The sequence below is a fragment of the Dankookia rubra genome (genome assembly GCF_004355005.1).
Lineage (GTDB): Bacteria > Pseudomonadota > Alphaproteobacteria > Acetobacterales > Acetobacteraceae > Paracraurococcus > Paracraurococcus ruber_A.
This window is the reverse complement of sequence record NZ_SMSJ01000056.1, coordinates 1-12810: the sequence shown is the minus strand read 5'-3', so window position 1 is coordinate 12810 and position 12810 is coordinate 1. Positions and strand designations below refer to the sequence as shown.

Annotated in this window: 10 protein-coding genes and 1 pseudogene; 3 read left to right on the top strand and 8 right to left on the bottom strand. The window is 67.6% G+C overall.

The features are described from left to right. The first annotated feature begins 216 nt into the window (after positions 1-216). Together E2C06_RS25870 and E2C06_RS25865 are read left to right on the top strand one after the other, a co-directional pair. Entirely contained in the window at positions 217-876 is a 660-nt protein-coding gene (locus tag E2C06_RS25870; protein ID WP_165982667.1) for a phosphatase PAP2 family protein, read from the top strand. Positions 877-1239: 363 nt separating this feature from the next. Then, positions 1240-2598, top strand: coding sequence for an IS5 family transposase (locus E2C06_RS25865; protein ID WP_133291474.1), 1359 nt, complete (start codon positions 1240-1242; stop codon positions 2596-2598). Between the two features lie 1021 nt (positions 2599-3619). Here E2C06_RS25865 and E2C06_RS25855 read toward each other — a convergent pair. The 5 genes from E2C06_RS25855 to E2C06_RS25835 form a co-directional block, all read right to left on the bottom strand. Then, positions 3620-4936 (bottom strand): MFS transporter, encoded by a 1317-nt coding sequence (locus E2C06_RS25855; RefSeq protein WP_133291472.1) that lies wholly within the window; start codon positions 4934-4936, stop codon positions 3620-3622. Positions 4937-4975: 39 nt separating this feature from the next. Beyond that, a complete protein-coding gene (locus E2C06_RS25850; RefSeq protein WP_133291471.1) occupies positions 4976-8245 on the bottom strand; it encodes an efflux RND transporter permease subunit in 3270 nt (1089 codons plus the stop codon). A gap of 13 nt (positions 8246-8258) precedes the next feature. Further along, the gene (locus E2C06_RS25845; RefSeq protein WP_133291470.1) at positions 8259-9473 is read right to left on the bottom strand and encodes an efflux RND transporter periplasmic adaptor subunit; all 1215 of its coding nucleotides are present in this window, start codon (positions 9471-9473) and stop codon (positions 8259-8261) included. Further along, the gene (locus tag E2C06_RS25840; RefSeq protein WP_165982666.1) at positions 9470-10693 is read right to left on the bottom strand and encodes a TolC family protein; all 1224 of its coding nucleotides are present in this window, start codon (positions 10691-10693) and stop codon (positions 9470-9472) included. The genes E2C06_RS25845 and E2C06_RS25840 overlap by 4 nt, the downstream gene beginning before the upstream one ends. A 217-nt stretch (positions 10694-10910) precedes the next feature. Further along, complete coding sequence (locus E2C06_RS25835; RefSeq protein WP_133291468.1) at positions 10911-11288, bottom strand: hypothetical protein; 378 nt, start codon at positions 11286-11288, stop codon at positions 10911-10913. 112 nt (positions 11289-11400) lie between these two features. On the opposite strand from E2C06_RS25835, the gene E2C06_RS25830 reads away from it, so the two are divergent. Then, positions 11401-11679 carry a metal-sensing transcriptional repressor gene (locus tag E2C06_RS25830; RefSeq protein ID WP_133291467.1) on the top strand — a complete coding sequence of 93 codons (279 nt, stop codon included), beginning with the start codon at positions 11401-11403 and terminating at the stop codon, positions 11677-11679. A gap of 282 nt (positions 11680-11961) precedes the next feature. Here E2C06_RS25830 and E2C06_RS39770 read toward each other — a convergent pair whose 3' ends face one another. The 3 genes and pseudogenes from E2C06_RS39770 to E2C06_RS39760 form a co-directional block, all read right to left on the bottom strand. Beyond that, entirely contained in the window at positions 11962-12366 is a 405-nt protein-coding gene (locus E2C06_RS39770; RefSeq protein WP_241671473.1) for an efflux RND transporter permease subunit, read from the bottom strand. 15 nt (positions 12367-12381) lie between these two features. Then, positions 12382-12558 carry a hypothetical protein gene (locus E2C06_RS39765; protein ID WP_241671472.1) on the bottom strand — a complete coding sequence of 59 codons (177 nt, stop codon included), beginning with the start codon at positions 12556-12558 and terminating at the stop codon, positions 12382-12384. Between the two features lie 51 nt (positions 12559-12609). Next, a pseudogene (locus E2C06_RS39760) lies at positions 12610-12810 on the bottom strand (hypothetical protein); the annotation flags it as partial.

The window sequence follows — 12810 nt, the reverse complement described above, 5'->3', positions numbered from 1 at the left end:
TACGAGCCTACTTTGTAAGCGTACGCTCGGATGTTTTCGGTAACGCGACGGAGAGCTCACTACGAAGGCAGATCGTATAGTGTAGAGGCGAGGTCAGCCCTACCGTTCAAGGCTGGCTGCACCGTTCTCAACATGACGGTGCCCCACTGGGCTGTGTTTTGCATCACCGGAAGAATGCAACGAAGCAAGACACCCTTCTTCCAGGACCACTTGTGTATGAAGTTTTTAGGTCGCAGCGAGGCCTCAATCGACGAGATCGACGTGTTTGGCGGACGGCTTGATCTGCGTCATTTGCTGGTATGGTGCCTGCTGTGGATCGTAGTATCGGCGGTCATCTACGCGTGCGTTGTTACAGTCGACCACCCTCTCGCTTTACTCATTCGTGACCGCACCGATCCGGCCGCCGCTGCGATCCTGCTAGTACGCCTGCCAGAGGCAATTGCTGGAATCGCCATTGCCGGCGCAGCGGCACTGGGCGTGTGGCGCACGCTGACCGGACAACTTCCAGGCGTGCGCCGCGAGGCGTTCCTGGCATGTCTTGGTATATGCGTCGCGCTGGCTATAAAGTCAGAGTTGAAGCTGGTGTTTGGTCGAGTACCGCCTGAAGCCTGGTTCTGGCATCAGAGTGGGCCATTGCGCAATTTTCACCTGTTTTATGCCGGCTCGTTCCCGTCTGGGCATATGACTGTACTAGCAGTCCTGATCCCATTCATCTGGGCGTATGCCTTGCCATTCAGGGGTTTGTGGCTGCTGCTATGTGCAGCGGTTGGCTGTGCTCTCATGATCATGGAAGCGCATTTCCTCGGCGATCTTGTGGCGGGTGCGCTTCTCGGTGTGACAGTGGGGGCGGCTTGCCGCCACATATCTCGAACCTAAATAGCGCCGGGTACGGCCAAAGATGGTCACGGCAGCTTTGCCCCCACGCTGGACAGGCGCCGTTGCTGCCTACCACTCCCATAAGCAGCCATCATGTCGTTCCGCTCTGACTGAGATGAGTGAGGAGCGAACAATTCGCCTGTTACCTTGGCCTGCGGTTCACTGCCCGGGAGGCACTATAGCATAGTCAGCCGTGAAATAGGCTGAAGGTGGCGGCGTTCTGCAGTTTTCCGGCGATTGGGAAGTATCTGGTTTTGCCGGTTTGGTCTCGAACGACAGGCAGAACCTTGCAAACAGAGCTGTGCGTTGCGGGGCCGGTTGGGGCGTGATTCGGTCGGCAGCACCGTGAGTGGGAGCCCGCCGATGCGCCCCAAGCTGCCCAAGGCCGAGCCGCAGGAGGATCTCTTCCGCGCCCGGCTGGAGAACCTGGTCGACCCGCGGCACGCGCTGGTGCGCTTGGCTGGGCTGATCGACTGGCGCCGGTTCGAGGCGGCGTTCGGCGCGCTCTACACCGACGGCGGCCGCCCGGGGTTGCCGACGCGGCTGATGGTCGGCCTGCACCTGCTGAAGCACATGGACGGGCTCTCCGACGAGGCGGTCTGCACGCGCTATCTCGACAGCTTCTACGCGCAGCTGTTCTGCGGCGAGGCCTTCTTCCAGCATGCCCTGCCGCTGGACCGCTCCTCGCTGACGCGCTGGCGCCAGCGCATCGGCGCCGAGCAGTTGGAGGTGCTGCTGGCCGAGAGCTTGGGCGCGGCACGGCGCGGCGGCGCCGTCGAGGACAAGCACCTGCAGCGCGTCACCATCGACACCACGGTCCAGCCCAAGGCGGTGACGCACCCGACCGACAGCAAGCTGCTCCACCGCGGCATCGAGATCCTGGCGCGCCTTGCCCGACGGCACGGGATCCGGCTGCGCCAGTCCTATCTGCGGGTGGCCAGGCGTGCCCGGCGCGAGGCCGCGAAGCTGATCCATTCGGGCCGTCCGCGTCAGGCCGAACGCCACGTCCGGCAGCTGCGAACTTGGCTCGGGCGCCTGGCCCGCGACATCGGCCGCAAGATCGCCGGCAGCGCCGCCATGCAGGCCGCCCTCGCTGGGCCGCTCGGCCTTGTCGCGCGGCTATTGCGGCAGCGGCGCGAGGACCGCGGCCGCGACAAGCTGTATTCTCTGCACGCGCCGGAGGTGGAGTGCATCGGCAAGGGCAAGGCGCAGGCCCGCTACGAGTTCGGCGTGAAGGTCTCGCTCGCCACCACCAATGCCGCAGCGCCCGGCGGCCAGTTCGTCCTCGGTGCCCGTGCCCTGCCGGGCAACCCCTATGACGGCCACACCTTGGCCGCCCAGATCGTCCAGGCCGAGCGCGTCACCGGCATCGAGATCGAGCGCGCCTATGTTGATCGCGGCTACCGCGGCCACGACGCCGACAAGTCCCGCGTGTTCATCTCAGGCCAGAAGCGCGGCATCACGCCCACCATTCGCCGCGAACGGCGGCGCCGCAGCGCCATCGAGCCCGTCATCGGTCACTTGAAAAGCGACGGCCACCTCGGCCGCAACTTCCTGCGCGGCACGGAAGGCGATGCGATCAACCTCGTCCTCGCCGCCGCGGGCCACAACCTCCGTCTACTCCGTGCCTGGCTGGCCTGGCTCTTGGCGTGCCTCCTCAGCCTGTTAACCTCCGCTCATCAGGTCGGAGAGGGACACCTGCCCAGCCCCTCAGCCGCCTGAAAACCCCGTAGTTCACGGGCGACTAGCATATAGCCGATGTTCGAGGCGCTGGTCGGGTAAGCAAACATCGTGCCCTTCAGATCTGTGGCCGGTAGGCCGAGCCGGATCGTTAGCTTGGCGAGAGGCGGTCGAGGGGCAACGGGCGCATCGGGATCTGCGGTGTCGTGTAGATACTCTGGTCGGCCTTCCGGGGGGGGGGGGGGACGGCGCCTCCCGCCCGGCCGCCGTACCTGGGATGCTAACCGCCACCAGTGCCGCGCAGCCAAACGCGCACAAGCCTATGGAGACTGGCCTCGTTCCCGAACCGGGGCAACGTGCCCAGGTGGAAGGCTTTTCAAGGGACCTGATGCACGCCCGATTGTTATCCCGGCGGCACCCCGCCCGCATGGGTCATGCAACCTGGGCGCTGTATGCAGCGCGGCCCAAGAGCCGAAGCCCAGCAGGACCAGGCTGCCGATCAGAGCCAGACGAAGAGCGTTACCACGGTTTTCTCCCGGCTCGGATAACGCTTGCCCCCTGCGAGCCAGCCTCGGAGATGGCTCGTGAGGCGAAGACCCTGTGGCCGTGGCGGTCGCCAGCGTCCAAGGACCGAAAGCGCCTGGTTGGGCAAGATTCGAGCTCGTGCCTGTCCTGGCGTTAGTCAGCCGTCCAGATGGACACTGTGACCTACTGCGAGTTAGGGCTTGCGGAGAGCCAGAGGCCAGACTGTGCCGTTCCACCTCGCTACCCGCCGCAAAGCTGGCTCGGCGGCAATGCGCAATTCCTTGAATCTCGTGTGTCAGGTGGCCAGTATCCAAAGGTCTGGCGGGCCTTCGGTGATAGCATCAGGCGCATGATAGCACTTCGAAGATCGAGGGCCGGTCAGGGTTGAACTACGCGGTGGCCTCCTCGGTCGAGCCTACCGCCAAGTTGGGCAGAAACCAGACCTTGCCGGATGTTCCCAAGCGCAACAGGTCGTCGTTCCCACCGGTGATTCTGTTTCCGATCTATGGATAGGTGGAATACGACGCTGAAGTGCACGTCAGCGCCCCGGCCAGCTGTGGTGCAGGTCATCAATGACGTAGGCATGCTGGTGGCGCTGCCCTCCGCCTGTATTGGCAATGTGCAGGTGATTGGGCAACAGGTCCTCGTGGGCGTGCTCGATTTCCGCCGGATCCTCCTTTGGCCACACCATCGCGGCCAGGACGAGACCGAGCGCAGTCACCACGGCCAGGACAGCAAAAGTGGCGCCTGTCCCTTGGGCCGCTCCGAGCCACCCGGCCAATGGATAGGTCAGCAACCAGCAGGCGTGAGAGAGGGCGAACTGCGCGGCAAACAGCGCCGGGCGGTCGCCCGCATGGGCCGAGCGGCGCAGAAGCCGCCCCGAGGGCGTCAAGGCCATGCCGTTTCCTAGACCGAGCAGGAACCAAAGCGCCAGCAGGGTCGGCAAGGCGCCGCCCGCAAAGGAGCCGAGCGCCATACCAATCAACAGCAGCCCGGTGCCGGACAGCATAACCAGGCGGTCCGGCCATTCGCCGAGCATGCGCGGCAGGACCAGCGCCGCCAACATGGAGCCTGAGCCGTAAGCGGCGAGCGCCCAGGCCACTTCGCGGTCGCTGAGGCCAAGGTTGGCTTTCACCAGTACGACGGTGTTGACGATGACCATCGCGCCGGCCGCCGCGACGGCAAGGTTTAGCGCCAGCAGCCCGCGCAGGCGTGGGGTCGCCAGGTAAATGCGCACACCCCGCGTAGTGCGGCCCCTGGCACTCTCGGCGCGCTCAGGCGGCTTCGGTGAGGGCAGGACAACGGAGACCACCAGCACGGCGGAGGCAAGGAAGCCGAGTGCCGTCCCGGCGAACAACCAGTTGAAGCTGATGATGGTGAGCAGCGCCGCCGCGAGCGCCGGACTTGCGAGAGCCTCAAGGTCGTAGGCAAGGCGCGAGAGGGAGAGCGCCTTGGTGTACTCCGCCTCCTCAGGCAGCACGTCGGGGATGGTGGCCTGGAAGGTTGGGGTGAACGCGGCCGAGCAGGATTGCAGGACGAGAATCAGGACATAGACCTGCCAGATCTCGGTGACGAAGGGCAGCAGCATGGCGATCGCCGCCCGCACCAGGTCGAGTGCGACCAGCAGCGTCCGCCTGGGCACAAGGTGGACGAAGGCGCCGGCCACCGGCGCTACGCCAACATAGGCGATCATTTTAATGGCCAGCGCCGTGCCGAGCACCGCGCCAGCGTCGGCGCCTGCGATCTGATAGGCCAGCAGGCCGAGCGCGATGGTGGCGAGGCCGGTGCCCAGCAGCGAGAGTACCTGCGCCAGGAACAGGTGGCGATAGACGGGGTGGGTAAGGGGGCTGAGCATAGCCGGACCTCGAACTTGATGGAAACGGGTATGCCGCCGTCATTCGGCGGCACGATGTGTTGCCAAGGGCGACGGGGCGGGAATGGCGGCAGGCGTCACAGCGCGGCTGCCGAAGCGGGCATAGAGCGCGGGCAGCACCAGCAGCGTCAGCAGCGTGGCGGTGATCAGGCCGCCTATGACGACCGTCGCCAGCGGTTTCTGCACCTCCGCCCCGGCGCCCGTCGCCACTGCCATCGGCATGAAGCCGAGCGAGGCGACCAGCGCCGTCATGATGACCGGCCGCAGCCGGTCGATTGCCCCGCGCAGGATCGCCTCGCGCTGCGACAATCCCTCCGCCACCAGCTGCTTGACGTGAGTCAGCATGACCAAGCCGTTCAGCACGGCGACGCCGGACAGCGCGACGAAGCCGACCACGGCGGTGACCGACAGCGGCATGCCGCGTAGCCACAGCGCCACGATGCCCCCCGTCAGCGCCAGCGGCACGGCGCTGAAAACCAACAGCGCGTCGCGCGGAGAGCCGAGGGCGGTGTAGAGCAGCAGGAAGATCAGGAAGAAGCAGCCGGGCACCACGACCATGAGCCGCGCCCGGGCGGTGGCAAGGTTCTCAAACTGTCCGCCCCAGGTGAGCCAGTAGCCCGGGGGCACCCGGACCTCCCGCTCCACCCGGGCCTGCGCCTCGGCAGCCAGCGAGGCGATGTCGCGCCCACGCACGTTTGCCGTCACGACCACACGCCGCTTGCCGTTCTCCCTGCTGACCTGGTTCGGCCCGTCGGTGAAGCGGAAGCTCGTTAAAGTCCGCAGCGGCACGGATTGCGGCATCGTCGCGCCCCGTTCAGCACCGGAGCGTTCGGCCCTCGGCAGGGGAACGGGCAAGTTCCGCAGCGCCTCCAGGTCGTCGCGCACTGAGTCCGGCAGGCGGACCACAATGGAGAAGCGGCGGTCGCCCTCCAGGATGAAGCCTGCCTCGCGGCCGCCGATAGCTGCACCGATCACGTCCTGCACCACGGCGACGGTCAGGCCACGCCGAGCGATTTCTGCCTTGTCCACGGTGATCTCGAGGAACGGCAGACCCGCCGCCTGCTCCACCTTGACGTCCTCGGCACCCGGGATGCTGCCGAGCACAGTGGCGATCTGGTTGGCGGTGCGCAGCATCAGCCCGAACTCGTCACCGAATACCTTCACCGCAACGTCGCCGCGCACGCCCGCTAGCAGCTCATTGAAGCGCATTTGGATGGGCTGGCTGAATTCCGGGCCGTTGCCGGGAAGCCGTTTGATGGCCTCCTCGACGCGACGGATCAGCTCGTCCTTTGGCAGGGACGGGTCGGGCCACTGGTCGCGCGGCTTCAGCATGACGTAGGCGTCGGCGGCGTTTGGTGGCATCGGGTCGGCGCCCAGGTCGGCCGTCCCGGCCTTGGAGAAGACATGTGAGACTTCGGGCAGGCGGCCGATGGCCCGCTCGAGGCCAAGCTGCATCTCCTGTGACTGCGTCAGCGAAGTGCTCGGGATGCGCACCGCCGCGACCACGATGTCGCCCTCGTCGAGCTGCGGCATGAAGTCCTGCCCGAGCCGCCCGGCCAGAAGCACTGCCCCCACGAAGAGAGCCGCCGCGGCGCCAATGACCAGCAGCGGCCGCTGGACCGCGCCCCGCAGCGCCGGGGCGTAGCTCCGCTTAGCGGCGCGAAGAACAAGGTTGTCCTCCTCGGTGATCCTCCCCGTCACCGCGATGGCGACCATAGCCGGGACGAAGGTCAGCGACAGGACGAAGGCCGCCGCGAGCGCAATGACGACGGTCAGTGCCATGGGAGCGAACATCCGGCCCTCGACCCCGGTCAGGGTGAGGAACGGGACGTAGACCAGGATGATGATGGCCTGGCCAAAAACGGAGGGCCGGATCATCTCCCGCGCTGACACAACGACTGTCTGGAGGCGCTCCTCCAGGGACAGCGGCCGCCCTTCCGCGCGCTGGCGCTCCACCAAGTGCCGGAGGCTGTTCTCAGCGATGATGACTGCGCCGTCGACAATCAGGCCGAAGTCGAGCGCGCCGAGGCTCATCAAGTTGGCGCTGATCCCGGCCTCAACCATGCCGGTCACGGTCAGCAGCATGGTTACGGGAATGACCATGGCAGTGATGAACGCCGCCCGGAAGTTGCCGAGCATCAGAAATAGCACCGCGACGACGAGTGCCGCACCCTCGGCCAGGTTCTTTGCCACCGTATAAATGGTTGCGTTCACCAGACCTGAGCGGTCGAGCATAGTGCGCGCCTGCACACCCGGCGGTAGGGACCGGCCAACCTCCTTGAGCTTGGCGCCGACCGCCTGCGCCACGGTCCGGCTGTTGCCGCCGACCAGCATCAGCGCCGTCCCGACGACGACCTCGTGGCCGTTAAGGCTCGCCGCACCGGTACGGAGCTCGCGGCCAATGGAGACCTCGGCGACGTCCCTCACCCGGACGGGCACGCCGCCCTCGCGCGTGGCGACGACTACTTCGCCGATCTCGGCCATGGATTCGAGGCGTCCGGCGGAGCGGACCACGTAACCCTCGCCGTTGCGCTCCAGGTAGCGCGCTCCGCGGCTGACGTTGTTGCGCTCCAATGCGGTGGCAATATCCTCGAAGCCGAGCCCAAGAGCGACGAGCCGGTTCGGATCCGGCTGAACTTGGTACTGCTTGATGTGGCCGCCCAGGGAGTCGACCCCGGCGACGCCAGGCACCGTGCGCATTTGCGGCCGAATGATCCAGTCTTGCAGGGTGCGCAGGTAGGCGCCCCGCGCCAAGTCCGAGGTCAGCCGCTCGCCCTCTGGGGTCAGGTAGCTGCCGTCGGACTGCCAGCCCGGCCTGCCATCGCGCACCGGGGCGCCTTGGCCCGGGGGCAGAAAGTCGAGCGCCCACATGTAGATCTCGCCGAGGCCGGTCGAGACCGGTGTCATCTGCGGTTCGACCCCATCCGGCAGGGTCTCTCGCGCCTGGGCCAAGCGCTCCATCACCTGCTGCCGGGCAAAGTAGATGCCGACGTCGTCGTGGAAGATGGCCGTGACCTGGGAGAAGCCGTTGCGGGAGAGCGAGCGCGTGGAGTCGAGCCCCGGGATGCCCGCAAGCGCCGTCTCGACGGGATAGGTGACCAGCCGCTCGATCTCGTAGGGCGAGAGGGCAGGTGCGACGGAGTTGACCTGCACCTGCCGGTTGGTGACGTCGGGTACAGCGTCGATCGGCAGCAGTTGCAGCGAGCGGATGCCGAAGGCCGCGAAGGCGAGCGTGAGCAGGACAACGAGCCAGCGCTGTTGGACGGAGAAATCGAGGATGCGGGCGATCATCGCGGCACGGCTCCTAGTCTTCGCTGCCGGACTTGAGTTCGGCTTTGAGCAGAAAGGTCCTGGCGACGGCGACCGGCTCGCCCCCCGCGAGGCCGGAGACCACCTCGGCCGCGCGGTCGTCGGTCCGCCCCAGCGTCACCTCCCGTCTCTCAAAGCCCCGCTCTGTGCGGATGAAGACCGCGGGGCGGTTGTCAATGGTCTGGATGGCGTCCCGCGGCAGCAGGATCTGTACCGGCTGCTCCGCGGTCTGGACGGATGCAGCGACGAAGATGCCGGGCCGCCAGGCGCCGTCTGGGTTGGCCATCTCGGCCACGGCGCGCGCCGCTCGAGTCTGGCTGTCCAGTGTTGGGCTGATGAAAATGAGGCGCGCCTCGCCACGGAGCCCGGGGATCGGGCCGCTCACCGTGACCACCTGCCCCTCGCGCACGAAGGCGAGGTCCGCCGCCGGGACCGCCGTCTCCACCCAGACCGTGGAAAGGTCGACCACGACGAAGGCCTGCGTCTCCGGGGAGACGGCGCCGCCGAGATCGACGCTCCGCTCGGTTACCTGCCCGGCGATCGGGGCGCGGATCTCCTTGCGAGGGAGCGCCGTTACCGGCTGGCGGGCCAGCGCGGCGACCTCAGCCTCGCCAAGACCGAGCGCCGCCAACTTCTGTCGCGCGAGGTCGAGCCGGAGGCGCGCATCCTCCGCGTTAGCACGGGCCTTGAGGAAGTCCTGCTCGGCCGAAACCCGCCGATCCCAGAGACGCCTCTCCCGCTCGAAGGTGGTGCGGGCCAATTGCTCTATGTGCTGTGCTGCCAGGAGATCTGCTTTCGCGTCGGCGATCTCACGGCTCTCGATCACCGCCAGTAGGTCGCCGACCGCGACCTGGTCACCGGGGCGCCGGTGCAGCTCGGCGACGATGCCGGAGACCCGCGCTGGGACGCGCACTAGCCGGTCGCCGCTGGCGACGACAGTGCCGGGCACATGAACGTTGCGGACGATGGTGCCGCCGGCCACTGGCTGGACGCGAATGCCGAGCTCCTGCACCTGCTGCTCGTCCATTCGGATGACGCCCTCCGGCGCCCGGTCCTCGTCGGCGGCGGTCTGCGGCGGCGTTGCAACCCGGCCGGGGACGGATGACCCGACGAACCGGTGCAGGACCCCAGCGACAGGCGGCATCGCTGCAATCGCGATGCCGATGAGGCCGGCTACCGTGCCGACGAGAAAGGTGGACCGGGTCGTCACGGACGGCCTCCCATCGGGTTCAGGGCCTCGGGAATGGGCGGACCTCCGGAGAGCCGATCGGCCTCGGCGCGGCGCAGGTGGACGTCGCGCAGGGCGGCATTCAGCTGGGTGCGGGCCTCAAGCAGCGTGCGTTGGGCGTCCAGCACCTCGAGGAAGGAGAACCGGCCCGCGGCGTAGCCCTCGCGGGCGAAGCCGAAGGCCTGCTCGGCCCCGGGCACCACCACCCGGCGCAGGCCATCCGCCTCGCGCCAAGCGGTGTCCAGCCGTTGCCCGGCGTCGGTCAGCGAGGCGGCCAAGGCGCGCTGGTTCAGTTCGGCCACGCGCTCGGTGCGCGTCAGGTCGGCACCGGCGCGGGCAATGTTGCCCTGGTTGCGATCGATGACCGGCAGCGGCACCGAGAGGTTCAGCACCATCGCGGTGTCGTTGCTCTCGCCGAAGCGGCGCAAGCCCGCGCCTACCGTCACGTCGGGGATGGCGCGGCGGCGCTCCAGGCCGAGGATGGCGTTGGCGCGAGCGATCTCCTCGCGCCAACGGGCGAAATCCGGATTGGCGGCCGGATCGGACGGCAACCGGCCCGCCGGGACGGGCCCGATGTCGTCGAACCAGCGGTCGGACGGGCCAAGATCGACGTCGGAGGCCGCCAGCACTACGGCCAGAGCGCGGCGGGCGACCTCGGCTTCCCGTTCGGCCCGGCTGCGGGCGATTTGGGCTGTCGAGAGGGCCACCTCGGCGCGGCGCTGCTGCAGTAGCGGCTCGCGCCCGGCGCTAACCCGCTCCCGGGCGACCCGCAGCACCTCCTCGGCCAGACGCACGCTGTCGGTAGCGATGCGCAAGACCCGGCGGGCGGCAACCGCCTCGGTGTAGGCCTGCCGCGCGGCCCGCACGATGTCGAGCCGGGTCGCGGCAAGGTCGCGCCCGGCCAGCGCCTCCTCGGTGCGGGCTACGCCGACGCGAGCGCCGCGTTGGCCGCCGATCTCCAGGCGTTGGGCAAGCTGGTAAGTCGTCTCGGCCGCCGCGGTGCTGCGGTAGCGGCCGCTGCCGCCGATGTTCTCGGCGGTCACGCCGAAAGCCGGGTTCGGCCGCAGGCCCGCCTGGGTCAGGTTGCCGCGGCTGGCCGCCACCCCGGCCTCGGCTGCACCGAGGGCGGGCGAGCGCCGCAGCGCCGCGGCGACGGCCTGCTCGGGGGAGGCGACGCGGATGGTCCCACTGGCAGCCGCCACGCGGTTCGTGCTTTCGCCCGCGCTGGCGGAGTTCGGGAGGACCACTAGGGTTGTTAGGAGGAGGGTTGCGAACAATGGCACCAACGCGGCCGCGCGACAGCGCCTTAGGCGCCGTAGCGTGGCGGGGTGGTCTCGGAAGGACATTGGGAACTCAGCCTCGGTCATCGCGGCAGACGGCACAGGGCGCCGCGGTGACCCGACAAGGCGGCCGCGGCAGTCAGGCGGTGGCGGTGCTGCGAGGTGGTCGTTGAGGTCCGCCTGGATGGAGTCCTGGCAGCACGGCGGCGCTCGTAGGAATGCCCAGGATGGAGGCGGCAGGCGACACGACCGCGACTACCCATGGCAGGGGTGTAGCAACCACGCAGACCCGAATAGCATCCTGGGCGGCCACCGAGTGCTTGGTCGGGCCACGATCGGCCTCGTCGTGATCGAGCGTGGCCGCTAGCTGCAGGACCGCGAGCGCTGGCGGTGGAGCACCGCCAGCAGAGACCGCCGTCTGCGGATTCGCCGCCTCGTGCAAGCCGAGCGCCAGCACCGCCACCAGCATCATTGCTGCGGCGAGACGGCGGGCCAGCGCGCGGGCGGTCAGCTCCATATCACTCCTAGGGCAGGTAGACGCGTGGGACAGGTAATCGGAACGCGGTTCGCCAACCCATCATGCGCGCGCATGTCTTGTAATATCCCCCCCTGGTGGATAGGGTCAAGCCATGGCTGATCCTTACCTTCACCTTAGCCACCCCGAAGTGGTGAAACGCCTTAAGCGCGCCGCCGGGCACCTCCAAGGTGTCATCGAGATGATTGAGGCGGGACGCTCCTGTATCGAACTCGCTCAGCAGTTACATGCGGTCGAAGCAGCCATCGCCAACGCCAAGAAGATGCTGATCCACGACCATCTCGAGCACTGCCTGGACCACGTCGTGGGCACCGTCCCGCGGTCGGAGCGCGGCCCGATCGAAGAGTTCAAGGCGATTACCAAATATCTCTGATGCCGTGCTGCCGTGCCATTGCCAGCCGAGATGCCGAGCGGCTGCTGCCGGTGCTCCTGCTGCTGCTCGCTGCAGGCAGGGCGGCACGTTACGCCGTTAGGAAGGCTCCGACGTTCGCTTTGGATCTGACTTCCGGCTTCTGGCCGGATGCCGCCCCCGGTCCGGAGCAGCGCCGTGAAATCGGCATCCACCGCGTCTGCGCGAGGCGGAAACCGGAGGAGCCCCGCAACCGCGCGAAGCCGGCCACCGCCCGCCCCGCATTTTCTGCGGCAGACCACACGCTCACTCCGCCGAGCGCTCCCGGCCGGGCGCCAAGCCGATCAGCATGGGCAGGACGAGCAGGACGAGCGGGAACTGCAACAGCAGGCCCGAGATGATGGCGATCGCGAGCGGCTGCTGCATGTCCACCCCCTGGCCAAGCGCGAGGGTGAGAGGCATGAGCGTGAGGATCGCGGCCAGCGTGGTCATCGCGATCGGCCGCAGACGGTTGCGGCTCGCCTCCAGCAGGGCGTCCCGCCGTGGCATCTCCCGCCCCAGCAGGATGAACTCCGAGACGTAGAAGATCGTCATCTCGGCGCCTATGCCCACCACCATGGTCATGCCCATGATGGCCGTGATGTTCAACTCGACCCCGGTCAGCCAGAGCCCGGCAAACACGGCGAGGGTGGAGAAGGCGGAGAGCCCCACGACTGCAGCCGCGGTTCACAGACTCTCGTAAAGGAACAGCATCAGCGCGAACTCCGCCGCGACCGCGGCGGCGAAGACCCAGGCGAGTCCGGTGAAGGCGATGCGCTGCTGCTCGTAGAGGCCGCCGAGCCGGTAGCGGACCCTCGGCTGAATCACGCCGGGCGCCTGGATCTCGCGCTCGACATCGGCCACGGTGCTCCCGACGTCACGGCCCTGGATGCGGCTAGGCCGTCTCTGCAAACGCTACAGCCATAGTAGCAGCATGCCGATGTGGATCATGGCGAGGTAGTTGGCGGCGCGTTTCTCGTAGCGCGTGGCGATCCGGCGAAACTGTGAGATGGTCCCTAGATTTCGGACAGGTGGGTAAGCTCGGTTCGCCTGTGAGAAGGACGAACCCGGATGACGGGCAAGCGGACGCGGTATTCGGCAGACTTCAAGGCGAAA